This is a genomic window from Paraglaciecola aquimarina, assembly GCF_032464635.1.
Taxonomy (GTDB): Bacteria; Pseudomonadota; Gammaproteobacteria; order Enterobacterales; family Alteromonadaceae; genus Paraglaciecola; species Paraglaciecola aquimarina.
Genome location: NZ_JAWDIO010000002.1, coordinates 2873163 through 2898122, shown reverse-complemented (window position 1 = coordinate 2898122; position 24960 = coordinate 2873163). Strand labels below are relative to the sequence as shown.

Sequence of the window (24960 nt, the reverse complement as noted above, 5' to 3'; positions counted from 1 at the left end):
AGTGCAAACTATTCTCAACCGATAGTTTGTACTTATCCTGTTTTTGCTAAGCATGCCCCACACTACTTATATTGAATGCTTCTGCCGTTACAAAGAATTACATTTGCTAATACCTTATTGCTTCGATTTTCGATAGGATTAAGTATTACTAATTAAATCGCGTGCTTATTTTTTATGTCTTCAGGAAAAAGTTGGACGAAATCGCTTTTCGTCGGAATTTGGACTGCTTTAAACTTCAGTCGAAAATTGTTTTTTAACCTTATCTTTATTGGTCTATTACTTGTTATTTTCTCATTTCTCATGAAAGGCGAGAATAAAATAACCGTCCCCAAAGGTTCTGCTTTAGTGCTGAAACTTGAAGGTAGCGTAGTAATCGAAAAACAAATAGTCGATCCCTTCGAAGAGTTTATGGCTGAAGCCTTTGAACAAAAACCTGAAAACCCTGAAATATTGCTACAGGATATTCTGCATACCTTAGATAATGCCAAGCAAGATCGTCGCATTAAGGCACTAGTATTAGATTTACACGGATTAAGTAGTGCAGGCTTAGATAAATTAGAACAAATCGCTATGGCACTCGACGACTTCAAACAAAGCGAAAAACCCATTTATGCGATAGGTGATTACTTCAGCCAAAATCAATATTATTTAGCCAGTCATGCTGATCATCTCTACTTAAACCCGATGGGATTTATGCTATTCGAAGGCTATGGCCGTTTTGGTACCTATTACAAATCAGCACTGGAAAAGATAAAAGCACAAACACATGTATTCAAAGTGGGCACCTATAAATCTGCTGTTGAACCTTACATTCGTGACGATATGTCTGACGCAGCTAAGGAAGCCAATAAAGCATGGTTAACTGCTATGTGGCAACAATATAAAACCAATGTTGCCCAAGCTCGCGGACTTGATGTCACTAATTTTGATGAAACCTTAGATGACTTTATGCAAAAGTTTGAACAGGTTGACGGGGATTTTGCTAAGTACGCGTTAGATTTCGGTTGGGTCGACGCACTAAAAACCAGAGAAGAAGCGTTACAAGAAATTATCTCGATAGTAGGTCCAAATGACAACAATACCGGCTTTAATGCAATTTCTTACAAGAATTATTTGAAAGTTATCACCAACCCCTTCCTTTTGACACAGGCGACGTACAAAAAGTAGGAATAGTTGTGGCTAAAGGCACTATCTTAAATGGCACGCAAAAACCTGGGACTATCGGTGGTGACAGTACCGCTCAGCTACTTAGGAAGGCGCGCCTAGATAACTCCATCAAATCAGTCGTGTTATATGTTGATTCTCCAGGAGGCAGTGCTTTTGCTTCAGAAGTGATACGTCAAGAAGTCGAAAACTTACAAAACTCAGGTAAACCTGTGGTCGCAGTCATGAGCACCTATGCCGCTTCTGGCGGGTATTGGATTTCTGCTGGTGCCGATAAGATTATTGCCGCACCAAGCACAATTACAGGCTCTATTGGCATTTTTGGCATGTTCTTCACCTTTGAAAACACGTTGGACTATTTAGGAATTCATACTGATGGTGTTGGCACCACAGAGTTTGCGGGGATGGGAATAACGAAGAGCCTAAATCCTAAAATGGGCCAAATTATGCAACGAGGTATTGAACATGGTTACGATAAATTCATTACCTTAGTCGCCAATAATCGTAATATGAGTAAGCCTCAAGTTGACCAAATTGCTCAAGGCCGAGTTTGGATTGGCAGCACAGCCCTAGAAAATGGATTGGTTGATGAGTTGGGCTATTTACAAGACGGTGTAAAAGCTGCGGCTGATCTAGCTAATTTGACGGAATATGATACCAAATACATTGAGCGAAACTTATCTAAAAGCGAATTGTTCTGGAAAGAATTATTCCAAAATGCGGCTGTAAGTTTAGACGGAGCCTTTAAGACACAAAAAAGTCATGACTTAGTCACCATGATTAGAGAACTAACATCTGACTTAGATACCATGGTCAAATTGAATGATCCAAAGGGCGTTTATGCATACTGTCTACCCTGCGAGTTATAGTTTGCAGGTTGGACAAACCGAAAAATAATCGCCGTCCTAAGCCTACTGCATATTGAATCAGTGGGCTTTTTTATTAAAGCTGATTAAAACAGGCTGTCAAAACAAGAAGTAACAAATGATGTATACCGTTAATCCTCTAGCCAAACATAGCTATTCCGTTGTTGGAAATGAACAAACCCCGGTCTATATAATCGACAATTTCATGACGGACGTAGACGAATGTAAACAGTATGCCCTTACCCAAGCGACGTTTGCCAAACCCGAAAAATCAGCTTATCCAGGTAAAATAGCAAAACTACCCAAAGAATATACAGAGGTGGTATTACAACAAGCCATAGAAGTTATTCATACATTTTATCAGGTACCCACTAACCTTCGGTTAGTGAAAGAAGCCATGGTATATTCTATCGTTACGCAATCAGAAGACAGTCTAGAACTCAAACAAGCGATCCCACATTTCGATAGCCTTTCCAGCAAACATTTTGCCATAATGCACTACATCAACGAGGGCAAGTTTGATGGTACAGGATTTTACCGGCACAACCCCACTGGGTTCGAGAAAATTGATCAACAAAAGTTACCCATACTAGATAAAGCGGTAGTTGATTATTTCAATCAGAAAGGCTTGCCCAGACAAGCCTACTTTAATTTATCTGATGATCATTTCAGTTTAATTGGCAAAGTAGACTATCAACCAAATAGATTAGTGATTTATCCAGGAGCATTGCTACACTCTGCTCTGATCGACCCTAATCGAGATGTGATAGATAATATCAATACTGGAAGACTAACCAGCAATATATTTATAGATTTTGAATAGCCTAGTTGGCCGGCTTTAGCATTTACATTTAATCGAGAAACAAAATGGATCTAAAAAAAGCGCTCAATTTACCCCTTTTTGCAGTCTTCGTACTGCAATTGTTCAGTTTTCACTTACTGGCGAAGGTGCCTGACCCCACTCGATTCGAACAAGCTATCATTAAATTTGAACAACAAGACGCTATAAAGATGCCCCCCAAAGGCGCGATAGTATTAACGGGTAGCTCAAGTATTGCTAGATGGAACCATGAAGCCCATGCCGCTTTAGCGCCATTGACTGTTATCCCTAGAGGTTTTGGTGGCAGTAACATGAATGACTTACTCTACTACATAGATCGAGTAGCCATAAAATATCAACCAAGAGCAATATTAATTTACGAAGGTGACAACGACACAGCGTTAACTCCCCCTGTACCTAAAACCGATATTTTACGCCAGTTACAACACATAATAAGCAACGTGCATCAGGTATTGCCAGATACTCGGATCTACCTACTTTCTGTCAAACCCAGTGTTTCGCGACGAGCGGTTTGGCCACTGGCTATGGATGTCAGCCGCGGATATCAACTCATCGCCGATACACATCCTTTGGTACATTACATCGATGTGGCGACCCCTCTACTTAAGCAGAATGGCGAGATTATGCAGGACATTTTTATCCATGACGATTTGCACTTAAATGATAAAGGCAACAAAATTTGGGGAGAGACTATCAAGGCTGCGCTGATGCCAATTGAAGCAAAATATGAACAACGGCTAGTCACAAACATGCATACAAAATAAACGAAGGTCATTGCCAATTGCATAGGCAAATTTTATGACCTGTGCTAGTTTCCATGCTCCAGGCCGCTACTCTTGCTTGGGCTTAACTTTAAATCCATTAACCTAGCAAAAAATACGCTGGGACGCTCCCGTGGGCGAATGTCACAAGCACATACTCTGCGTGGCTAAAACTGATAAAAGCACTGGCTTCTTTTTTAAGAAGCGAATTATTCATTCAAGGGTCTTGATTACGTGCTTTAAAATTCTCGCTAAGTGTACATTTATTGATTGGCGTTGCTATTACCCAACTTCATGGCAAGGGTGTAGCCGACAAATATCAATGCTCCTTGTACAATCAATTGGTCATAAAATGGAATCCCCATTAAGTTAAGACCACTGGTTAAAATAGCAAGAATAGTTACACCCAATACCGTTCGCATAATAGACCCTTCTCCGCCATTCATATGTGTACCACCCAACACCACTCCACCAATGATCAGCAGCAATAAGGTGTCACCCACTCCAGGCAATGCGTTGCCTAGATTAGCAATACTCATCATCCCTGCGATCCCCGCCAGCAAACCAGACAAAACATAAACACTGGTTTCAATTAACCGAGTATTCATCCCACAATAACGCGCAGCATTACGATTACTGCCAAAAAGCATAACCTGCCTACCCCAAGTCGTTTGTGACATGACAAATGCGCAAACTATGACCACAGCAATCCCCACCAACATGATATATGGTATGCCCCAAGCCAATTCAAAACCAAAATCTAAGAGCGCATCTGGCGTACCTTTTACTGCAATCCCTTCTGATAAAGTAAAGGCAATACCGCGAGCAACCAACGCCGTTCCCATAGTAGTAATGAATGGATTCAACCCAAAAAAGCCGACACAAATGCCATTTAACAAACCAAAGGCTAAGCCAGTAAAAAGTGCCGCACAAGTGCCTAAAAACACACTATCGGTCGATGCCATCACGACCCCCGCGACCACAGCTGTCGCACTAATCACGGTGGCAATTGACAGATCAATGCCGCCAGTAAGAAAAACCATAGTCATGCCAACAGCTGCGATCAACACCACAGAATTTGCTAACAAAATCGACTCAGCATTGCCTGGCGTAAAAAAATATGGCGACAAGGACGAAAACAAAGCTAACAACGCGCCAATAATAGGTAACGACGGATAACTCTTTAATAATCTAACGATAGACGACATGCCCATTAAACCCTTTCTATTATGAGATATTACTTAACCTAAGCTCGGGATAATTCGAGCCTGTCGATAACGCTCTTTTTGCGCCTAGCTACGTTGGATTTTCTAGTCATAGCCCACTATCAGGTACGAAAAAGCCGCCTTGCTATATACGAAAAATGTTGTTATCGAATAAATATTAACCCAGGTATCACTGGGTATATTCTTAAGCTTTTGAATTGTATGTAAAATTTAATTTGAAACGACACTCATCATTGCGAGTTCAAGTTACTTAGCGCCCCAAATATTGGCTTTATTTTCAACAATATTCTTGTGAGAATAAAACTTGCCTATAGACCACATTATGTCTATCAACCGAGCCACCATCAATTAACGTTGCAGCAAGTTGCACCGCTTTTTCACCGATACGTGTTAAGTCCATGACAACAATCCCGTCAGCAAAACCACTTTTGGTCGCTGTATATCCGTCGTTACTGCCATTCACTCCTGTGACTACAATATGCTCTTCTTCACCAACCCTATGTTTTTTGTTCAAGTTTGATAAAACCGTTTCGATTGCAGGGATTTGTGTATCCGTTGCAGCAAAAACCCCTTTAATATTAGGGTTAGCTTGAAAGGCATTCTCGGTAGCGGCTAGTGCTTTCGCAGAATCCCAGTCGGTTGGTACCGAAATGACCTCAACATCTGGCAAAGCCTTCATGGCTTGCCTAAAGCCTTTGCTTCGATCAATGCCATTTTGGTCATTTAACGCCCCTAAAAGCTCAAGTACTTGTACTTTACCTGTCGCGCCTTTAAGTTGCTCAGCCATGTGTCTGCCAGCCTCACGACCATCCGATATGGAATCTGGGCCTACAAAGGCGGCGACAGAACGACTATCAGGCAATGCCCTGTCATAGGCAATCACAGGAATTCTAGCTCGTTTAGCTCGCATCAATGCCCGTTCAATAGTATTTTGATCAACGGCACAAACCAATATCGCATCTACCCTTTGCACAACCAAAGACTGAATCTGTGCATTTTGAGTTTGTGCATCTCCATCGGCTACCACTTCAATCACTTCAAAACCAAGCTTCTGGGCGGCCACTTTAATGGCATTATTTTCAGCAACTCGACTCTCAAACAGTTGGTCAACGGCTAAACCAATGCGAATTTTCTCAGCAAATGCGGTACTCGCTATACTCGACAATATAAACACGGCAACAACCGAAACTACACCACGCATCTTACTTCTAATATTCATTTTTTTCCTTTACAAGGCCCATAAATTTAACTTCGAAAATGTACTGTAGAATAAAACCAATAATGATTAATTCTCTGCTCCACGCATTTTTATCGCACTGCTTTTAATTAGCGAGCGAGTCGTTCTTACTTCTGAAAGCCGGTCGACAATCACCGCCACAAGCAAAACCACTCCTCTAACCGTATCGTATACATAAGGAGAGGCGTTAAGCATGTTTAAGCCATTATCGATTAACACTAAAAATATGGCCCCTATCACACTGCCAACTACCGTGCCTGAACCACCCGACAATTTCGTGCCGCCTAGGATAACTGCCGCAATCACCGTAAACTCCAGACCTATACCTATATCAGACTGTAAACCGCCGACACGAGCAATTAAAATAAGTCCAGCCAATGCCGCTGTGCATCCACCAATTAGATAGGCTAGTACTGTCACCCGCATAATGGGTAAGCCAGATTCATGGGCTGACTCTTCGGAGCTTCCCACCGCGCGAAGGTATAAACCAAAACGTGTTTTCTTAATCAAGTACACGCCCATTATGGTTACCAACACCATCAACCAGATTGGCACCGGAATGCCTAACATACTGCCATTACCTAAGTAGCCAATCTCTCGTGGGATCGGAATGTTCTGTGCCCCCGTTAAGTGAATAGCCATACCTCGATAAATGGTATAGGTCGCAAGCGTCGTTATTAATGGTGTGACGTTAAACCTGATCGAAAGAAAACCATTAAGCGCGCCTAATAACACACCAGCAGTTAACGATACACCAAGTGCAAAGGGGTAACTGCCCGATGCAACCACTAACTCGGCAAATACAGAGGAAATGAAAAATAGAATAGCACCGACCGATATATCTATCCCGCCACCAATAATAATATAGGTCATGCCTATCGCCATTATTGCGGTAACACTGGCTTGCACTAATACCGACTGCATGTTTGTCAATGACATAAACGCTGGAGAAGCAATCGATAAACACACACATAAGACAATGGTCGCTAAAGCAATTGCAGACCAGTTTTGTTCAAAAAGTTTGGATTTGTTCAATTTCATATTAGCTAGCCACTTTATGACTTTGTTCGTGTACAGAACTTGCAGCCAATGAAATGATTTTCACTGGGTCAAAATTCTCCCTAGAAAACTCTCCCACCATATGTCCAGTACGCATCACTTTGATCCTATGAGACAGGTCAAGTAGCTCTTGTAAATCTGAAGACACAACAATCACCGCCACTCCTTGTTTAGCTAATGCAACAATCTTTTTGTGGATCTCGAACTTAGCCCCAATATCCACACCTTTAGTAGGCTCATCTAAAATACAGATCTTAGGCTTAGTGGCTAACCACCGGCCTAGCAATACTTTTTGTTGGTTACCTCCACTTAACTGCCTTACCGATGCATCGATACTGGGAGTGGCGACATTCATTTCTTTCGTCAAGGCTGAAACGGCATGACGCTCGCCACTAAACCCCATCCCTTTGACAAGTTGCTTAACAAAATAGGAAAGCCCAGCGGCTGATGAGTTTTCTTTTACAGAGCGACCGGCAAACATGCCATTTTTTCGTCTATCTTCGGTGATATACACCATCCCTGCTTTTTTCATTTGTGCTACTGATACTGGCGAAACACATTCATTATCAATGTAGATATCACCACTGGCTGCGCGTATGCCAAAGATAGACTCAACCAACTCAGTTCTGCCTGCACCCATCAGCCCAGCTATGCCTAGAATTTCACCATTGGCTATAGAAAATGAAACGTGCTCGAAACGATGTGACCCTAAGTTCTCTACCCGCAATGCAATTTGGCTAGATGACGGGGCTAACTCAAAAGCAGTTCCTCCAATTTCTCGCCCTACCATCATCTCTTCTAGCTGACGACGGGGCACATCTTTTAAATAACCCACACCTACTTGCGCACCGTCACGTAAAGCAACAAACTTATCCGCCATTTCATACACTTCATCCATAAAATGAGAGATAAAAATCATCGCTACACCACGCTTTTTTAACATACGCATGATGGAGAATAACTTCTCTCGCTCAGGCACTGTTAAGGAAGTTGTCGGCTCATCTAAAATAAGAATTTTACTGGCATGCATTGATGCTTTCGCTATTTCAACTATCTGTTGTTTTCCTGCGCCGAGGGATTCTACGTTGGCAAAAATATCGATCTCGACCCCTAAAAATGCTAGTTGCTCTAGGGCTAACTTTTTAGTTTCAGTCCAATTCACATTCATTGGACTACTATAGGCAAATCATTAATACATAGGTTTTCTGCAACGGTTAAACTTGGGAATAAGCTTAACTCCTGATGTACCGCCGAAATACCTTGTTCTCTACCTCGAATTTCTGGCACTTCTATGCCATCAACCAATATTTGCCCAAGGGTTGGCTGTAATAACCCACATAGCATATTTTTTGTAGTGGATTTACCTGCACCATTCTCGCCGACAAGGGCCAAAATCTCCCCAGGATACAACTCAAATGACACGTCTTTTACTACTGTTTTTCCTGAAAATGCTTTACTAAGCTGTTTCACAGAAAGTACCGGCTTCACGCCATTATCCATCATCAAATTACCTGTTCAAATCTTTATATTGCGACGCCTAATCACTCACACATTTGCTATTTAACATCGCTATGTAGCGCGTTATTTCTTGTTCTGTTCGGCTATACGTTTTTTCTGAGCAGCTGATAGTCCAAACTGGTAATGCACTTCTGGTGAATATTTATTATTGTGCTTTTTCATTTCAGGATCATGGATATCCAAACTTAAGTCTGTATCAAAACGGGTTAAGATAGAGTGGTTCTTCTCCCAGCCACTAGGTTGGGTAAAATGAGATATTCCCCAAGTCACGCCTCGTCCATATTTTGTATCGGTGAACGCATCAGCAGCGTAGAAGCCAGCCGCATTTGGCATTAACTCAACCACAGAGGCTATTTCAAAATTCACCCAATCAGCAGCATATTGGATAGTGCTGCGTTCATTACCATCACGAATGACTAACGCGGCTACGCCTTCTTTAAATGGAAACAATGATGTCTCATGGCCTGAGTTTAAAACTGGATTTAACGGGTGTTTCTCAAAAGGACCAAATGGATTATCCGCAATAGCTAGTCCTTGCATTCTGACAGCTTGAGGGCGATCTTTACTGCCTCGAATACGGTCAAAATCAGATTTATAGTACAGATAGATTTTTCCATCATGAACAATTGGATGGGGATCATGGATTGCGTTTTGATCCCATTCACCTTTTTTGCCGTTCGGGATCACGACTTGATTGGTCGCTGTCCATGGGCCATCTGGTGAATCCGCAACCGACATGATCACCGGACAATCGTTATCAGAGAAACCACTAGGTTCACTGAACCCTTGATAATATAAGTAAAATTTTCCTTTGAATTTTAAAATATCTGGCGTGGCAACCGAGCGCCATCCAATAGTTGGCTTAGGTGGACGTGGAACCGCCACCCCCTGCTCTTCCCAGGTGAAACCATCTTTAGAGGTTGCATACCATACTTCTGCCAAATCCCAATCAGCAGACGGAATGGTGTCAGTCGCTAACTTAGCACGACTTAAACCGAGAGGTTTAGATGCGGTATCCCGCTTTGTATACCAAACATAATATTTTCCATTTTCTCTAATAACCTTAGAAGGATCGCGACGAGAAATAGTGCCGTCGCCGCCATTATAATCAAATCCTTTTAACTCAGTATATTTAAACAGTGAGTAAAGTTCATTTTCTTCTTGGCGAGGTGATAAATAGTTATCGTAATTACGCGCAACAGCGCGGCTCAATGGCATATCGGGTTTCTCTTTGGGTAAATCATATGGAAACGCCGAGCTGACATTTTGCTCTTCTGCCCCTACTCCTGACAGAGTAGTTGCCAGACAAAATAGCGCGGTAAGCTGTTTAGTTAACGTCACAAAAATCACTCCTCCATTGCTTTTGCCAATATTTAATTAGCAAAAGTCTCAAATTTTTCACATACAATATGCATACTGCATATATAACCATCATAATGAGTAAAATACCACAATTAATTGTTAACAAAACACATAAAAATGTAAGAAATTAGTGATAATTCATGGCGAGATTAAAGTGAATAATGTACTCGTAGCCATTCGAAATAATAGGTATCCACTTAGCGACAATTTACATGGGATTATTCAAGACGCTTGAATGAGCGCATTGAATCAAGCCCTCGTCATTATAAAGATTCAGTGCTATTTCGAGTAAGAGTCACACCAAGTCGGCATACTTACAACTCAACTGAAAGAAGTTTTCCAGTGGCTTATTTCCTGCGTTTTCGATAACTGAAAGAAAACAACCATTCCTTCACACCGACGCCGTTAGACACAAAAAAGAGCGTTATCGAAAGGTTCGGCTTATTCAGGATTCAGGTCTATTAATATGAATTGGTATAATCCTATGCTAATTCCGCAAGGTCATTATCATGACTTACAACAAACCAAGTGGTAGAAAGAAATGGAAAATTGGTTTGCTATTGCAGCCGATAGTCAAATCATTGGCCTTTGGTGTACAGAGGGGGCTAGTTATATTGGTAACAATTTTTAATCAAGATAGTCATTTAGACCATAGATAATAAGCGATGTTTAGATATGCGTTAAACCTATCACTCACTATTGACATACTGCTACGGTTCGTCCCGTAGCAGTCATTTATTTCGTTAATGTAATGGATCTTAGTCAATAATCTTGATAATTTTACCGTTAGCAAAGTCCGCCAAGTACAGTTCACCTGCTGCGTCTAAAGCAAAGGCTGAAACATTCAAACCAGACGCCAACTCAAGCCTATTGTCCTGAAAAGATGGGTACTCAACCGACCAAATATTGCCTAGTATGAAATCAGCATACACATACCGGTTAGCTAACCCCTTAACACTGCCTTGGGTATACACCTTTCCACCGGTGATAGACATGCCATCTTTTCTGGGATAGGTCAATTTGGGGGCCACAAACTGTGATTTATCGCAGCTTTGTTTTTCGTCTTTAAAGCAGGTGTCTCCCTCCATAATTTTCCAACCGTAATTTCCACCTTTCTCAACAATGTTAACTTCTTCCAACTTGCTTTGGCCCACATCAGCGACAATAAGCGCGCCTTGATGAAAAGTGAAACGCCAAGGGTTTCTTATTCCATATGCCCATATTTCATCTAACGCTGCAGCATTATTTACAAAAGGATTATCCTTTGGAATTGAGTAAGGTACGTCATTGGCAGTGTCCACATTTAATCGCAGCATAGTACCCAATAAGGTTTGTAGGTTCTGACCATGACCTTTAGGGTCTCCCCCGAACCGCCGTCTCCCATCCCTACATAAAGATAGCCATCAGGACCAAAAGATAGCTGACCAGCGTTATGATTTTTATAGGGCTGTGCGACTTCAAGAATAATTTTCTCATCCCTAAGAGATGGATTTTGCTGTGCAAGATCCAGAGTAAAACGAGATATGCGAGTCCTAAGCTCACCTTCTTTGGGATTGTAATTAACGAACAAATAGCCATTAGTTGCAAAATTAGGGTGCAACGTAATTCCTAGTAACCCCAATTCAACATCAGAAACGACTGCAAAATTATGCACTGGAATATGGCTCTTATCAGCTAAATTGGCGAGTAACAATCGACCTGTTTTTTCTGTCACTAGCAAACTCTGGGGCTGACTAGGCAGAAATAGAATATCTGTAGGCTCTTTTATATCGGTTACTGCATCTTGCAATTGAAAAGCGTGCGTAAAAGAAGACAAACATACAAGTAACGAAAGAGAAATTATTTTTATCATAGTTAAATTGCACTATTGGTTAACGAACAGCCAACTTACAACCATTATGGTTAAAAATGCAAGAAAAATTGCTAACTGTTTACAAAATACAATTTAACCGGCACGGTTGGAGACGTAGATAGCGCTATAGCCAAAACGGAATATAAGCAAGGCGCTTAACAATTATCTACCTCAAGTATAAGCCTACTGTTCTGTTCCAGCGTTTTGTAATTCTTTATCTAAATTTTGTGCAGACTCTTTTGCTTGGATTGCATATTGCTCTAAAGCTAAGTCTAAATCGGTCTCTGGTTTCCACTTAGGTACTTCTACCGGATAACCCGCTTCGTCACTCGCAACAAACACCATAATACAATGACCTGTTTCAACCATGGCGTTTAATTTAGGATCAGTCGCTAAAACGGTGATATAAATATGCATACTGGTTTTACCTGTGTGTACAATTTTCGCTCTCAGGTTTACCATTTGTCCCACTAAGATAGGCCGCTTAAAACGAATACCACCAATAGACACGGTGACACAGTACCTGCCACTCCATTGAGCAGCACAAGCATAACCCACTTGATCCATCCATTTCATGACAATTCCGCCATGCACTTTACCGCCAAAATTCACATCTGTTGGCTCTGCTAAAAATCGAAAATTAAGAGAACGACGTTGTAAATGTTCCATCAAATATCCTGTGGATTGAGTATTCATTGATTATTATGTAAATTAGCGCGAATGTCAGCTAGTTATTATTCGGTGCCAATTTTCTTTTGTCTGAGCAATACCAACAACTTATTATCGATAGAGTAGAAGCCTGTATTGCTCACGCTTCTTCTCAGCTTGAACATAACTTTATATTACCAAAGGTTCATTTTACGCAAAAAGGAAAAATAGCAGGTAGTGCGAGGTTACAAACCAACGAATTACGTTTTAATCCAATATTATTGCAAGACAATTTATCCAACTTTTTAGACGAAGTGGTGCCCCACGAAGTGTGCCACTTACTCGCTTTTTCTTTATTTGGCAAAGTCCGTCCCCATGGCAAAGAATGGAAAACACTCATGATGCAACTGTTTAATTTACCAGGCTCAGGCATATCATAAAATGGATGTGGGCAAAGTGGCTGGGCGCCAATTTCCTTACCAATGCTTATGTGGTCCGGTATCTCTGACTATCCGCAGGCATAACAAGATAAAAAGAGGCCTACAGCAATATAGCTGCCGCCGCTGCCAGACTGTGTTAACTGCTATCTAAGCCCAATATCCAAAATCATACCAATCTAACTGTTCAGTGCTCTCTCAGAAGGCGCCTAGCGGTTTTTAAGCTAGACGTCGGTCGAATGATCGGTATCACAACCAACGTTGTGTAAATGCTTTGTCTAATTCATCAAAAGCTGTTTTCAGTAAACTGGCTAGTTCTCTGTATTTAGGTTTGGCCTTGGGGCTTTGCAATGCACAACCTTGCATTTGCATTTTTTGATGTATATCTAAATACCAAGAATTTAGTGATGGAGGTAATAATTGATTCGATCTATGGCCTAACCAAATCAGACCTTGCATCGGTAATGAAAGAAAAAATGCCCCCATCGCTATCGCTTGTGGCAATTTTTCATAACCTTGCACATGTAGGATCATCGCCACAGTGAGTACCGCTAACGCCGGCATTACAGTAATTGACAACTTAGTGGCTGCAATGACGCGACCTTCAGGAAACATAGTATACAGTTGCTTTTGCATGGGCCATGTCTGCATATATTGCTGACCGTCCTTTAGTATAGATGTAATTGTCGTTGCCAATTGGGTTCTCCTCTATCACCTTGAAAGGCATTCTAACGGTAAACATAAATAAGTGCGAACATTGAATGCCATATAGCTACATAATCAGTGCGCAATAATCGTTTAACGCTGTAGTTGTTTAAATTGTATAACTAAGGCCAAATAAAGCTTGCCCTTAGCTCTTTTTTCTGTATGGAATTGGTCGCTTAAGTCGGCAACATAGTCACGATACTAAACATCAAAGGCTAATAGTTTTACACTTTATGTTGAAAGTAAAATAGTTGCCCACATGTCTAGCCATTATGGAAACTTGCTCTTTCTATTTTAAGTATTCGAATATTAATTTTTGGAGAATGTAATGTCTGAAACAAGGCACGTAAAACTATTGATTTTAGGTTCAGGCCCAGCGGGTTACGCTGCAGCTGTATATGCAGCTCGCGCTAATTTAAAGCCGGTACTGTTGACCGGAATTCAACAAGGCGGTCAATTGACCACGACCACTGAAGTAGAAAACTGGCCAGGCGATCCTGAAGGACTAACCGGACCAGATTTAATGGTGCGTATGCAAAAACATGCTGAAAAGTTTGATACAGAAATTATTTTCGACCATATCAACAAAACGGACTTATCTAAGCGACCCTTCACGTTAACTGGCGATCAAGGTACTTATACCTGTGACTCTTTGATTATTTGCACCGGTGCTTCTGCCAAGTATTTAGGCATGGAATCGGAAACTGCCTTTATGGGTAAAGGAATTTCGGCCTGTGCAACCTGTGATGGTTTTTTCTACCGTAACCAAAAGGTCGCGGTTGTCGGTGGTGGTAATACGGCAGTAGAAGAAGCATTGTATTTATCTAACATAGCTTCTGAAGTTCATGTAATTCATAGACGTGATGCTTTCAGAAGTGAGAAGATACTAGCAGATCGTTTGTTAGAAAAAGCTAAAAATGGCAATGTCACCATTCATTTTGATCGCCAACTTGATGAAGTACTCGGTGACGATATGGGCGTGACAGGGGTGCGTATCAAAGATACTAAGTCTGACGCAACCGAAGAGTTAGATGTAATGGGGGTATTTATTGCTATTGGTCATCAACCTAATACATCGATTTTTGAAGGTGAATTAGAAATGAAAGATGGCTATATAAAAGTGCAAAGTGGCACTGAAGGTAACGCGACTCAAACCAGCGTACCCGGCGTATTTGCCGCTGGAGATGTTAGCGATCATATTTATCGTCAAGCCATAACATCTGCTGGTACTGGCTGTATGGCTGCGTTAGATGCTGAAAAATTCTTAGACTCACAAGAGTAGTAAAATACCAACACCGATAAATAAATGTACGCTCAGCCAGAACGTCCCAGCGGATTATGTACTACGTTAACTGAGTGAACATTGAGCTGAGGTTATTTAATGAATTGCGTATAACCCTAGATACATTAATACAAAAACGGGATAAAGCCATGGCTTCATCCCGTTTTTTTCAGTACTAATAGCTAGTTAACGATCAGTATTTGTGCAAAACTTGCTTATTCGGCAAACCTGCGAGGGTACAATTCTTTATTCAATGATTTAGCTGCCTCTACCATTTCCGTATAAGGCGTGTCGGTGACTGAAATAAAACCAATATTGTAGTTTTCTCCATCATAAGCCCTACCCGTCAACGGTCCATCCGCATATTGAAAATAATGTGCACCAATAAAGTTAGGGTGATCAATTGCCGAATGTAAGTAGTCTTTAAACATTTTAGCCCGGTCATTTTGATCTGACGCAATCACAATACCGGAATGAAACATACCTCTGTCCATTGCCCCCATATGGAATTCACCAATTATCGCCGGCATATCTAATTCGCTTAAAAAGTCCCACTGTTTAGCAATTAAGCCTTCTTTATAAGCATTAAAGCTAATCACATCAACATGTTTAGCCGAAGCTTTAACAGCTTCCATGGGCATCCCCCAAACAGGAAATCGTGCGCCTAAGTATAAATGGTTAGGCATGTACTTTTTAACTGCTTGGTTAACGGTACTAAAGTACTTTTCTGAATATGCATACAACATGGCGGAATAGTCTGCTTCTTGCACTTGATTGACTAGACTAGAATCAACACCTTTTTCGAAGGCTTGCCAACTGGCAATATTTTTTTCCCAAGCTTGGTTTAACGCATCAATTGTCGCATACTTGGCTTTCATCATCTTGGTAAAGTGAGCTTTGGTAGGAACGTCACGCCCATCTCGAGTCAGTGTATTGATTACAATCCCATAAATGCTATTTTTAGTTTCCGAACGACCAAAACTTTTTTCATTATCAATGAATACGCCTACACACCAAGGACTATTATTCACCTCAGCCGCCACTCTGCGAGCAGTTTGCTCAGCACTTAGTGCAAACTCAGGATCAAATACGTCTGGTAATGCCCCCCAAAAATCTTGACCGCTTGATACCGTTTTAAACTTGCCACGGATCCAGCCATTGGCAAAATATGGGATCTTGTTGTTGCTATATAACTTGGGAGATGTCCAGTTTCCTAGCGATGTGAAACCCCAGTCGAGCATTCGGTCAACCGTAGTATCAAGCCATTTTTCCTCGTAATTGTCGCCATATTTTCTTTCTAAGTTAGCTCGTTGGAAATTAAAAGTTTCACCTTTCTTTAACGCTCCAGAATGATTATTACCTATATATCCAAAATGTTTTGTTAAAGGATCACCTTCTTTTGGCAACCACTCAAACATATTCGCCCGCTTTTCTAATGCCACATGCCGACCACTACGAATACCAGGCTCGGTTAAATCGTAGCCTGTCATGGTGGCCGCATCACCTAATCGAATAATGTCTAATCCGGTGGCAAAGTAAGGGTATCCCTCTGGGTCGATAAAAGACCACTTACCATTGACTTTCGCGGTTGTAAAATAACCTGTGCCTTCCTGTTTAGGCCCTTTTTCCCAACCACTAAATTTGCTTCGTTCAGAAAATAACTCGCCGTGTAAATCACGGGCTTCTTGCTGTCTCGCCGCCACTAATTCTTCAAGCGAGTGCACCTTACCTGGATAATTTTGTTTCGCATTTTGCCCAAACTTATCTACTATTGCAGACAAGAATTGTTGATTTTGCTCTGGGTTTTTACGTAAACGAATATTATCTATACTCACTTCTTTATCAAATAACGCGTATTGAACGCTAAGCTCTATTTTAGCAATCCCACTAACATCTAGGTTTTTCTTACCCCACAGAGAGATAAACTGTACATCTTCTGACTCCCAGGTTTCGGGGTTATTGCGTAAACCTGATAAAAAGTTCAACTCTATGTCTCCTCTCCCCTCAGGTGTTGCTAAATCATGTCCAGACAATTTAGCGTAGTAGGTTTTTTCGACTCCAACAGGGATGCTTACACTACGAGTATAATTGGCGCCATGCTTATCGGTAATGTCCAAAAATAGCTGGACCGAGTGTTGACCTGAATTAGCGATATCAAAGGCAATATTAAAGTCCGAGTATTGACTCCAGTCATATGGCTGCTGTGGTTTTAACATGAGCGAAGCATGTAGATTGTCTTTCGATAAAAATTCCACCTTAAGGGCCCTGCTGTTGCCTTGTATAAAGCTAGAACGAGCGTGGTTCAGGATTATATCTTTTTGTAAGCTATTGCTTTCAAAGTTATCTAATAGCAGCAACGTATCTCCTGTTGGTACAGATGGGAGGGCTACTTGCTCGTTATGATTTGTACAAGATAACGAAAGTAAAAAGGGTATCAAAAGCAGTTGTTTCATATAGCTGCATCTCCATTCAACAAAGACATGTACGATAGTAAGACAAGCAAACTAACCAAATTGTCAACAATTTACAAGAAACAAATAATTATTAGCCAAAATTGATAATAAAAAATGACTACAGGTATTGAGACGATATTTTAATGGTATTACACTTGTTAGCATTAGCCACCACATTATGCCTTATGCTCACCCTTACCCAATTAGATCAAGACTTAACGTTTCCCCCTTGTCATTACGCGTTAGAAGAACCCAACGGTTTATTAGCCTTTGGCGGAGACTTAACACCAGAAAGATTACTTGCAGCATACAGCAAAGGCATATTCCCTTGGTTTAGCGAGGAGGAACCCATCATGTGGTGGTCTCCCGATCCTAGGGGAATATTATTAATCGACGAATTTAAGTGCAGCAAAAGCCTGCGAAAATTTGCTAGAAATTGTGGATTTAAGGTGTCGGTAAATTTAGCATTCGACTACAGGTCATTGATGCATGCGCAACTGTCCCTAGAAATGACGCTGGTACATGGATAACAGATGACATGATCCTAGCTTATAAAGCTTTACACCAAAGAGGACATGCCCATTCGGTTGAAATTTGGGACGATGAAAACTTAGTCGGAGGCCTGTATGGTGTTGCCGTTGGTAAAGTATTTTGTGGCGAGTCCATGTTTCATACTGTTACTAACACTTCGAAATTAGCGATGCTACACTTAGTTAACTTAGTTAATTCTGATGGTGCTTTATTTATCGATTGCCAAATGCAAAATGCCCATCTAGCGAGCTTAGGTTGTTGCGAAGTTACAAGAGAGCAATTTCTGAGTCTGCTTTCGAAACAGAATCAACGTCAATTTAGTCACGCTCTGTGGCAAGCTAGATTTTTAGAGGCAACAATATGAGTTTTAAATTCGGTCTAACTCAAGAATATGCATGTAGCTACTTACCCGAGAAACAAGAACAACTATTAGTCCTTATGCCAGAACAAGCCCCTAACCTGGTAGAGTATGGCTATTTAATTGCTGCTGGATTCAGGCGTAGCGGTATGCAAATATATCGTCCGCATTGTCAAGATTGTCGAGCTTGCGAAGCGATTCGTATACCTGTTACATCATTTAAATACTCAAAAAGCCAAAAACGTATACGCAGTCGCAATCAAGACCTTCATATAAAGGTCAGCAAAACTAACAAGCCAGAGTATTACCCTTTGTATGAAAACTATGTCAATCAGCGACATGCAGACGGCAGTATGTATCCAGCTAATAAAGAACAATACCAAGGGTTCATCATTAATCCTTGGGATAAAGCGCTGTATTTAGAATTACACGATGAAAATGGACTAATTGCTGTGGCCGTCACCGACAATTTACCCAATTCCCTTTCTGCACTGTATACCTTTTTTAAACCAGACCAAGACAAACGCTCTTTAGGTACCTTCGCAGTTTTGCAACAAATTGAACTAGCTAAGAGGCTAAACAAAGATTATTTGTATCTCGGATATCAAATAGATGCCTGTGAAAAAATGCGATATAAACAGAATTTTTTACCCCATGAGCGCTTTTTTGCAGAAAAATGGCAACTAATTGCAAAAAATGTAGGGTAAAGCTTTACACTCGCGTCCTTATTGGGCAAAATCTGCGCGGCATTTTTAGACACTTATTTATTGATTAGAGGTAGCAGAGTTAGATGGCGAAAGAAGATTGTATTGAAATGGAAGGCACTGTGTTGGATACCCTTCCAAATACTATGTTTCGTGTTGAATTAGAGAATGGTCACGTAGTTACTGCTCATATTTCAGGCAAGATGCGTAAAAATTACATCCGTATCTTAACTGGCGACAAAGTAACGGTAGAAATGACCCCTTACGACCTAACGAAAGGTCGCATCATCTACCGTGCAAGATAATTAGATTATTTGCTTTGTTATATGTAAAAATTAGAAACGTACAGCCTACATATCAACATATAGCACTGTAAAACAGTAAGGTAAAAATCAAAAAAGCCGATATCTATTGATATCGGCTTTTTTGTTTTATATTGACTGCGCTTTGCCTATGAGTTTAACGCAGTAGGTTTTTCTTTACTGTCAGATAAAATTTCAAATGCCAATTTATCTTTCTTCAAGGTGATTTTCACACTACCACCTTGGCTTAAACGACCAAACAACAATTCGTGCGCCAGCTCTTTCTTAATTTCTTGCTGGATCACTCTGGACATGGGACGAGCTCCCATATTCTTGTCATAGCCTTTATCAGACAACCACTCACGTGCCTGATTCGTCACTTCAAGAGAGACTCCTTTATTATCTAACTGTACTTGAAGCTCAACAATGAACTTATCGACCACTTGTAAAATCACATCTTTATCAAGATGATTAAACCAAACAATAGAATCAAGTCTGTTTCTAAATTCTGGTGTAAATACTTTATTGATCTCCGATAACGCGTCATGGCTATGATCTTGCTGTTTGAAACCAATAGATGTGCGGATTGTCTCTTGCACACCGGCGTTGGTAGTCATTACCAGCACCACGTTTCTAAAATCAACTTTACGGCCATTGTTGTCCGTCAGAGTGCCGTGATCCATAACTTGCAACAAAATATTGTAAACGTCACTGTGAGCCTTTTCAATTTCATCCAATAACACCACAGAATACGGATGCTTAATCACAGCGTCTGTTAACATGCCACCTTGATCAAAACCAACATAGCCAGGGGCGCACCAATTAAGCGACTTACCGCATGACGTTCCATATACTCCGACATATCAAAACGAACTAATTCAACGCCCATTATTTTCGCTAACTGCGCTGTCACTTCTGTCTTGCCTACACCTGTTGGGCCTGCAAACAAAAAGTTACCTATAGGCTTCGATTCGCTACCTAACCCAGAGCGGGAAAGACGAATAGCGTCTGTAAGCGTATCTATGGCCTTATCCTGACCAAATACAACTAACTTTAGGTCTCTGTCTATGTTTTTCAATACTTCTTTGTCAGAGGCTGATACAGACTTCTCTGGAATGCGCGCAATCTTAGAAATAATCTGTTCAATGTCTGTTACATTAATCGTCTTCTTGCGCTTAGACGCAGGCATCAGCCTTTGGCTGGCACCGGCTTCATCAATAATATCAATCGCTTTATCAGGTAAGAAACGCTCATTAATATATTTAGCGGACAATTCAGCCGCCGCTCGCATTGCTTTATGGGTATATCGCACATTATGATGAGCTTCGTAACGCGACTTAAGCCCCATCAATATTTTAGTAGTATCCGAAACAGTAGGTTCAATTACATCAACCTTCTGGAAACGACGTGCTAACGCACGATCTTTTTCAAATATTCCTTGATACTCTTGATAGGTTGTTGAACCAATACAACGCAATTCTCCACTTGAAAGCTTGGGTTTGAGCAAATTTGATGCATCCATCACGCCACCAGATGCCGCTCCAGCCCCAATAATGGTATGAATTTCATCAATAAATAGTATCGCTTGGGGATCATCAGATAGTTCTTTCAAAATTCCCTTCAGACGCTTTTCAAAGTCCCCTCGATATTTAGTTCCAGCTAACAATGCGCCCATGTCTAACGAGTAAACTGTGGCATCAGCAATCACTTCCGGTACTTCGTTATTAACAATACGGTAAGCCAGTCCCTCTGCTATCGCCGTTTTTCCAACGCCCGCTTCCCCTACGAGTAAGGGATTATTTTTTCGCCTACGACATAACACCTGAATACTACGTTCTACTTCACTTTCTCTGCCGATAAGAGGATCAATCTTGCCCTCTTTAGCACTGACATTTAAATTAGTAGAATACTTATCCAACATTGATTGCGCTTCTTCTTGATCAGATACCTCGGCATCTTGGTCGGTATGCTCTACAGACTCATCATCAATTTTTGACACACCATGAGAAATATAATTGACCACGTCTAGGCGTGTAACATCAGATTTTTTTAATAAGTAAACGGCTTGAGACTCTTGTTCGCTAAAAATTGCGACTAATACGTTTGCCCCGGTCACTTCTTCCTTACCAGATGATTGCACATGAAACACAGCTCTTTGCAATACTCGTTGGAAGCCCAATGTGGGTTGAGTTTCTCTTTCATTGCCTTCTTCATCCAATAATAATGGCGTCGTATCTTTGACGAAGTCGGTTAATTCTTTTTGTATTAATTCAATATCTGCACCACAGGCTTTTAATGCCTCTTTGGCTGAAGAATTATCTAACAAGGCAAGCAATAGGTGTTCGACCGTCATAAATTCATGACGATGCTCTCTAGCAAAAATAAACGCTTCGTTTAACGTTTGCTCTAAATCTTTATTTAACATAAGAATACCCTCTGACTACTGACCTTTAAATTCGGTACATTTCTACTCAAAAATTATGCTTGTTCCATTGTACACATGAGCGGATGCTGATGCTCTCTTGCATAATTACTCACTTGCATAACTTTTGTTTCTGCAATCTCTGCAGTATATATGCCACATACTGCTCTACCTTTGTAATGCACAGTCAACATTATATTCTGCGCCTTTTCGCCATCTAAATTGAAAAACCTAACCAACACATCAATCACAAAATCCATAGGCGTATAGTCGTCGTTATTCAAATAAACTTTATACATTGGAGGAGGCACGGCTTTTTGTCTAACTGTTGATTTTTGCTTTTCAATATCAATAGTGTTGTCTTTACTCATAAATAAGCCACTTACCTTTACTCAAATACTATTTTATATTCAATTAACTTTATTAAAATTGCTAGAGCTAATCTTACCACTTCACTAAATATAAAATTAACCTTGACAAAAACAGGTTAAAAATCCTACATTTTATTTGACGATTGTAAGAAGTTAGACAATTTGTCTGTTCTTACACACTAGTGTGGGGACAAAGTAGTGATAGTTCAAGGGATTTTAAGGAAGCAGAAGTATGGCAGTTGGCAAGGTAAAATGGTTCAACAATGCAAAAGGGTTTGGTTTCATTGTGCCTGATGATGGTGGTGAAGATATCTTCGCTCACTATTCAACAATCCAAATGGAAGGATATCGTTCACTCAAAGCTGGGCAAGAAGTAAAATATGATATTGAACAAGGTCCGAAAGGGCTTCATGCTGAAAATATCGATTTTAACGGCGAACCTGAAAGATAACTTACCATGTATGTAAACCAAAAAAGCAGACTTTACAGTCTGCTTTTTTATTACCTACACCTTTTAACCATTAAGTAGTTAAAAGGTGCTTTCAAACACTCCCTATCAAGCGTTAAGGGCATTTGTTAATGTTGCACTAGGGCACATTGCTTTAGTAGCTAACGTGTCATCTGGGTAATAATAACCACCAATATCAGCGGGTTTACCTTGGCTTGCATCAATTTCTGCAACAATTGTTGCTTCATTGGCACTTAGTTTCTCAAACAAAGGCGCAAACTTGTCCGCCAATGCTTGATCATCACTTTGCGATGCCAACTCACCTGCCCAATATAAAGCTAGGTAGAAATGACTACCTCGGTTATCAAGTTGTCCCACTTTACGTAATGGAGACTTACCATTAGTCAGCAAGGTTTCCGTTGCTTTATCTAAAGTCGCCGCTAAAACTTTAGCTTTAGCATTATCTGTTTTAATTGCTAAATCTTCTAAAGAAACAGCCAACGCTAAGAACTCACCTAATGAATCCCAACGTAAATGCCCTTCTTCAACAAATTGTTGAACATGCTTAGGAGCAGATCCACCAGCGCCCGTTTCAAATAAACCTCCGCCAGCCATAAGCGGAACAATCGATAACATTTTAGCACTTGTGCCTAACTCGATGATTGGGAATAAATCAGTTAGGTAGTCACGTAAGACATTACCTGTCACTGAAATAGTATCTTCGCCTTTAGCCGCACGCTCCATTGAGAAACGAATCGCAGCAACTGGCGTTTTAATAGAAATATCTAACCCGTCAGTATCATGCTCTTTTAAGTATGTAGTTACTTTAGCAATAAGCTGGGCGTCATGAGCACGGTTTTCATCTAGCCAAAATACCGCTGGTGTATTCGACTGACGAGCCCGTGTCACTGCTAACTTAACCCAATCGCGAATAGGTGCATCTTTGGTTTGACATGCTCTCCAAATATCCCCTTCTTCCACTTCATGCTCAAGTAGCACAACACCGTCTTGGTCAATAACTTGTACTGTACCATCCGCAGGAACCTCGAAAGTCTTGTCGTGAGACCCATATTCCTCGGCTTTCTGAGCCATTAAACCAACGTTTGGTACTGTCCCCATTGTGGTTGGATCAAACGCCCCATTCTCTTTACAGAAATCAATTGTTTCTTGATAAATAGTGGCGTAAGTTGTGTCGGGAATAGTCGCTTTACAATCAGCTTCACTGCCATCAGGCCCCCACATGTGACCAGAGCTACGGATCATAGCTGGCATAGATGCATCTACAATGATGTCACTTGGCACGTGTAAATTAGTAATCCCTTTATCGGAATTAACCATCGCCATAGCAGGACGCGTTGCGTAACAAGCTGCAATGTCTTGTTCTATTTCAGCTTGCTTGTCAGCCGGTAAACTTGCAATTTTTTCATACACGCTACCAAAACCATTTTTAGTATCTACGCCAAGCTCTTCAAACAAATCACCGTGTTTTGCAAATACATCTTTAAAAAATACTTTTACACAGTGACCAAAAATAATCGGATCAGATACTTTCATCATGGTGGCTTTCATGTGTAATGAAAACAAAACACCTGACTGTTTAGCGTCTGCAATTTCTTTTTCAAAAAACGCACAAAGAGCCTTTTTACTCATGAAACTTGCGTCAAGCACTTCACCGGCCAATAAATTTACTTTATCTTTTAGCACAGTCGTTGCGCCGCTCTTATCTGTCAGTTGAATCTTTGCATGGCCAGCTTTGGCAACAGTCACTGATTTTTCTGATGAGTAAAAACATCCTGTTTGCATATGTGCAACGTGAGTTTTCGAGTCTTTAGCCCAAGCTCCCATTGAATGAGGATTATTTTTAACATAGTTTTTAACCGCTGCCGGCGCTCTTCGATCTGAGTTACCTTCACGCAAAACCGGATTTACCGCACTACCTAGTACCTTTGCATAACGAGCTTTAATGTCTTTTTCATCGTCTGTTTTAGCTACTTCTGGGAAATCAGGTAACGCAAATCCTTTGGCTTGTAGCTCTTTAATCGCCGCAACCAATTGTGGAATAGAAGCACTGATGTTAGGTAATTTAATAATGTTAGTCGACGCATCTTGCGTTAACTGGCCAAGTTCTTCTAATGCATCTGGCACTTTTTGTTCAGCAGGTAATTTATCAGCAAACCCGGCTAGTATACGAGCGGCTAAAGAAATATCGCTAAGCTCTACTTCAATATCAGCACTGGCCGCAAAACTACGCACAATCGGTAGTAAAGAGTAAGTTGCTAGAGCAGGTGCTTCGTCCGTTTTGGTGTAGATAATCTTTGACTTAGAAATCGTCATTATGGGCCTCATGTTAATGGTCAAGCATCAATATCGTTATTTATCAATCAATAAATGGCGATAAAATGAATAGTAGCTT

The 24960-nt window shown here is 40.8% G+C and carries 23 protein-coding genes and 2 pseudogenes; 11 read left to right on the top strand and 14 right to left on the bottom strand.

Features of this window, described 5'->3' with window-relative positions:
* Nucleotides 1–174: 174 nt before the first annotated feature.
* The 3 genes and pseudogenes from sppA to RS130_RS14400 all read left to right on the top strand — a co-directional run bounded on the left by sppA (nucleotide 175) and on the right by RS130_RS14400 (nucleotide 3635).
* Nucleotides 175–2033 (top strand): annotated as a pseudogene (sppA, locus tag RS130_RS14410) (signal peptide peptidase SppA).
* Nucleotides 2034–2148: 115 nt separating this feature from the next.
* On the top strand, nucleotides 2149–2853 hold the full coding sequence (locus RS130_RS14405; protein WP_316026509.1) for a DUF6445 family protein: 705 nt from the start codon (nucleotides 2149–2151) through the stop codon (nucleotides 2851–2853).
* 44 nt (nucleotides 2854–2897) lie between these two features.
* Nucleotides 2898–3635 carry a GDSL-type esterase/lipase family protein gene (locus RS130_RS14400; protein ID WP_316026508.1) on the top strand — a complete coding sequence of 246 codons (738 nt, stop codon included), beginning with the start codon at nucleotides 2898–2900 and terminating at the stop codon, nucleotides 3633–3635.
* Between the two features lie 260 nt (nucleotides 3636–3895).
* Here RS130_RS14400 and RS130_RS14395 read toward each other — a convergent pair whose 3' ends face one another.
* The 9 genes from RS130_RS14395 to RS130_RS14355 form a co-directional block, all read right to left on the bottom strand.
* Nucleotides 3896–4840, bottom strand: a complete 945-nt coding sequence (locus tag RS130_RS14395; protein ID WP_316026507.1) for an ABC transporter permease — start codon at nucleotides 4838–4840, stop codon at nucleotides 3896–3898.
* A gap of 295 nt (nucleotides 4841–5135) precedes the next feature.
* Nucleotides 5136–6077: a sugar ABC transporter substrate-binding protein gene (locus RS130_RS14390; protein ID WP_316026506.1), complete on the bottom strand. Its 942-nt coding sequence runs from the start codon at nucleotides 6075–6077 to the stop codon at nucleotides 5136–5138.
* A gap of 66 nt (nucleotides 6078–6143) precedes the next feature.
* Nucleotides 6144–7136 (bottom strand): ABC transporter permease, encoded by a 993-nt coding sequence (locus RS130_RS14385; protein WP_316026505.1) that lies wholly within the window; start codon nucleotides 7134–7136, stop codon nucleotides 6144–6146.
* Nucleotide 7137: 1 nt separating this feature from the next.
* Nucleotides 7138–8322, bottom strand: coding sequence for a sugar ABC transporter ATP-binding protein (locus RS130_RS14380; RefSeq protein ID WP_316026504.1), 1185 nt, complete (start codon nucleotides 8320–8322; stop codon nucleotides 7138–7140).
* Nucleotides 8319–8657 (bottom strand): ATP-binding cassette domain-containing protein, encoded by a 339-nt coding sequence (locus RS130_RS14375; RefSeq protein ID WP_316026503.1) that lies wholly within the window; start codon nucleotides 8655–8657, stop codon nucleotides 8319–8321. The genes RS130_RS14380 and RS130_RS14375 overlap by 4 nt, the downstream gene beginning before the upstream one ends.
* 78 nt (nucleotides 8658–8735) lie before the next feature.
* Nucleotides 8736–10013: a glycoside hydrolase family 117 protein gene (locus tag RS130_RS14370; RefSeq protein ID WP_316026502.1), complete on the bottom strand. Its 1278-nt coding sequence runs from the start codon at nucleotides 10011–10013 to the stop codon at nucleotides 8736–8738.
* Between the two features lie 779 nt (nucleotides 10014–10792).
* Complete coding sequence (locus RS130_RS14365) at nucleotides 10793–11350, bottom strand: PQQ-dependent sugar dehydrogenase (protein ID WP_316026501.1); 558 nt, start codon at nucleotides 11348–11350, stop codon at nucleotides 10793–10795.
* On the bottom strand, nucleotides 11338–11886 hold the full coding sequence (locus RS130_RS14360; protein WP_316026500.1) for a PQQ-dependent sugar dehydrogenase: 549 nt from the start codon (nucleotides 11884–11886) through the stop codon (nucleotides 11338–11340). Before RS130_RS14360 ends, RS130_RS14365 begins: the two co-directional genes overlap by 13 nt.
* 183 nt (nucleotides 11887–12069) lie before the next feature.
* Nucleotides 12070–12555, bottom strand: a complete 486-nt coding sequence (locus tag RS130_RS14355) for an acyl-CoA thioesterase (RefSeq protein ID WP_316026499.1) — start codon at nucleotides 12553–12555, stop codon at nucleotides 12070–12072.
* 86 nt (nucleotides 12556–12641) lie between these two features.
* Between RS130_RS14355 and RS130_RS14350 the strand changes: the two genes are divergently transcribed.
* Together RS130_RS14350 and RS130_RS14345 are read left to right on the top strand one after the other, a co-directional pair.
* Nucleotides 12642–12974 (top strand): SprT-like domain-containing protein, encoded by a 333-nt coding sequence (locus tag RS130_RS14350; protein WP_316026498.1) that lies wholly within the window; start codon nucleotides 12642–12644, stop codon nucleotides 12972–12974.
* Between the two features lies 1 nt (nucleotide 12975).
* Nucleotides 12976–13125, top strand: a complete 150-nt coding sequence (locus tag RS130_RS14345; protein WP_316026497.1) for a zinc ribbon domain-containing protein — start codon at nucleotides 12976–12978, stop codon at nucleotides 13123–13125.
* 95 nt (nucleotides 13126–13220) lie between these two features.
* On the opposite strand, the gene yfbV is transcribed toward RS130_RS14345, so the two are convergent.
* On the bottom strand, nucleotides 13221–13667 hold the full coding sequence (yfbV, locus tag RS130_RS14340) for a terminus macrodomain insulation protein YfbV (protein WP_316026496.1): 447 nt from the start codon (nucleotides 13665–13667) through the stop codon (nucleotides 13221–13223).
* 337 nt (nucleotides 13668–14004) lie between these two features.
* Between yfbV and trxB the strand changes: the two genes are divergently transcribed.
* Nucleotides 14005–14958, top strand: a complete 954-nt coding sequence (gene trxB / locus RS130_RS14335) for a thioredoxin-disulfide reductase (protein WP_316026495.1) — start codon at nucleotides 14005–14007, stop codon at nucleotides 14956–14958.
* 215 nt (nucleotides 14959–15173) lie between these two features.
* Here trxB and RS130_RS14330 read toward each other — a convergent pair whose 3' ends face one another.
* Nucleotides 15174–17411 (bottom strand): beta-galactosidase, encoded by a 2238-nt coding sequence (locus RS130_RS14330; protein ID WP_316026494.1) that lies wholly within the window; start codon nucleotides 17409–17411, stop codon nucleotides 15174–15176.
* Between the two features lie 143 nt (nucleotides 17412–17554).
* Here RS130_RS14330 and RS130_RS23845 point away from each other — a divergent pair, with 143 nt between their 5' ends.
* The 4 genes from RS130_RS23845 to infA all read left to right on the top strand — a co-directional run bounded on the left by RS130_RS23845 (nucleotide 17555) and on the right by infA (nucleotide 19309).
* Entirely contained in the window at nucleotides 17555–17941 is a 387-nt protein-coding gene (locus tag RS130_RS23845; RefSeq protein ID WP_428982782.1) for a leucyl/phenylalanyl-tRNA--protein transferase, read from the top strand.
* Nucleotides 17878–18306, top strand: a complete 429-nt coding sequence (aat, locus tag RS130_RS23840) for a leucyl/phenylalanyl-tRNA--protein transferase (RefSeq protein WP_428982862.1) — start codon at nucleotides 17878–17880, stop codon at nucleotides 18304–18306. The genes RS130_RS23845 and aat overlap by 64 nt, the downstream gene beginning before the upstream one ends.
* Entirely contained in the window at nucleotides 18303–19007 is a 705-nt protein-coding gene (locus RS130_RS14320) for an arginyltransferase (RefSeq protein ID WP_316026493.1), read from the top strand. The genes aat and RS130_RS14320 overlap by 4 nt, the downstream gene beginning before the upstream one ends.
* An 83-nt stretch (nucleotides 19008–19090) precedes the next feature.
* A complete protein-coding gene (gene infA, locus RS130_RS14315) occupies nucleotides 19091–19309 on the top strand; it encodes a translation initiation factor IF-1 (protein WP_008844395.1) in 219 nt (72 codons plus the stop codon).
* Nucleotides 19310–19455: 146 nt separating this feature from the next.
* Here the strand turns inward: infA and clpA are convergent.
* Nucleotides 19456–21731 (bottom strand): annotated as a pseudogene (gene clpA / locus RS130_RS14310) (ATP-dependent Clp protease ATP-binding subunit ClpA).
* Nucleotides 21732–21784: 53 nt separating this feature from the next.
* Nucleotides 21785–22099: an ATP-dependent Clp protease adapter ClpS gene (gene clpS, locus RS130_RS14305; RefSeq protein WP_316026492.1), complete on the bottom strand. Its 315-nt coding sequence runs from the start codon at nucleotides 22097–22099 to the stop codon at nucleotides 21785–21787.
* 232 nt (nucleotides 22100–22331) lie between these two features.
* Between clpS and cspD the strand changes: the two genes are divergently transcribed.
* Entirely contained in the window at nucleotides 22332–22550 is a 219-nt protein-coding gene (cspD, locus tag RS130_RS14300; protein WP_158969774.1) for a cold shock domain-containing protein CspD, read from the top strand.
* A 105-nt stretch (nucleotides 22551–22655) separates the two neighbouring features.
* Here the strand turns inward: cspD and RS130_RS14295 are convergent, their stop codons facing one another.
* Complete coding sequence (locus RS130_RS14295; RefSeq protein WP_316026491.1) at nucleotides 22656–24881, bottom strand: NADP-dependent isocitrate dehydrogenase; 2226 nt, start codon at nucleotides 24879–24881, stop codon at nucleotides 22656–22658.
* Nucleotides 24882–24960: the final 79 nt, after the last annotated feature.

What these genes read in the sequence shown, in the direction of transcription:
- infA (WP_008844395.1), top strand. Translation starts at nt 19,091, where the DNA reads ATGGCGAAAGAAGATTGTATTGAAATGGAAGGCACTGTGTTGGATACC.
- cspD (WP_158969774.1), top strand. Translation starts at nt 22,332, where the DNA reads ATGGCAGTTGGCAAGGTAAAATGGTTCAACAATGCAAAAGGGTTTGGT.
- clpS (WP_316026492.1), bottom strand. Translation starts at nt 22,099, where the DNA reads ATGAGTAAAGACAACACTATTGATATTGAAAAGCAAAAATCAACAGTT.
- RS130_RS14345 (WP_316026497.1), top strand. Translation starts at nt 12,976, where the DNA reads ATGGATGTGGGCAAAGTGGCTGGGCGCCAATTTCCTTACCAATGCTTA.
- RS130_RS14380 (WP_316026504.1), bottom strand. Translation starts at nt 8,322, where the DNA reads ATGAATGTGAATTGGACTGAAACTAAAAAGTTAGCCCTAGAGCAACTA.
- RS130_RS14320 (WP_316026493.1), top strand. Translation starts at nt 18,303, where the DNA reads ATGAGTTTTAAATTCGGTCTAACTCAAGAATATGCATGTAGCTACTTA.
- RS130_RS14295 (WP_316026491.1), bottom strand. Translation starts at nt 24,881, where the DNA reads ATGACGATTTCTAAGTCAAAGATTATCTACACCAAAACGGACGAAGCA.
- RS130_RS14365 (WP_316026501.1), bottom strand. Translation starts at nt 11,350, where the DNA reads ATGCTGCGATTAAATGTGGACACTGCCAATGACGTACCTTACTCAATT.
- trxB (WP_316026495.1), top strand. Translation starts at nt 14,005, where the DNA reads ATGTCTGAAACAAGGCACGTAAAACTATTGATTTTAGGTTCAGGCCCA.
- RS130_RS14385 (WP_316026505.1), bottom strand. Translation starts at nt 7,136, where the DNA reads ATGAAATTGAACAAATCCAAACTTTTTGAACAAAACTGGTCTGCAATT.
- RS130_RS14395 (WP_316026507.1), bottom strand. Translation starts at nt 4,840, where the DNA reads ATGTCGTCTATCGTTAGATTATTAAAGAGTTATCCGTCGTTACCTATT.
- RS130_RS14355 (WP_316026499.1), bottom strand. Translation starts at nt 12,555, where the DNA reads ATGGAACATTTACAACGTCGTTCTCTTAATTTTCGATTTTTAGCAGAG.
- RS130_RS14375 (WP_316026503.1), bottom strand. Translation starts at nt 8,657, where the DNA reads ATGATGGATAATGGCGTGAAGCCGGTACTTTCTGTGAAACAGCTTAGT.
- RS130_RS14400 (WP_316026508.1), top strand. Translation starts at nt 2,898, where the DNA reads ATGGATCTAAAAAAAGCGCTCAATTTACCCCTTTTTGCAGTCTTCGTA.
- RS130_RS23845 (WP_428982782.1), top strand. Translation starts at nt 17,555, where the DNA reads ATGGTATTACACTTGTTAGCATTAGCCACCACATTATGCCTTATGCTC.
- RS130_RS14360 (WP_316026500.1), bottom strand. Translation starts at nt 11,886, where the DNA reads ATGATAAAAATAATTTCTCTTTCGTTACTTGTATGTTTGTCTTCTTTT.
- RS130_RS14390 (WP_316026506.1), bottom strand. Translation starts at nt 6,077, where the DNA reads ATGAATATTAGAAGTAAGATGCGTGGTGTAGTTTCGGTTGTTGCCGTG.
- RS130_RS14330 (WP_316026494.1), bottom strand. Translation starts at nt 17,411, where the DNA reads ATGAAACAACTGCTTTTGATACCCTTTTTACTTTCGTTATCTTGTACA.
- RS130_RS14405 (WP_316026509.1), top strand. Translation starts at nt 2,149, where the DNA reads ATGATGTATACCGTTAATCCTCTAGCCAAACATAGCTATTCCGTTGTT.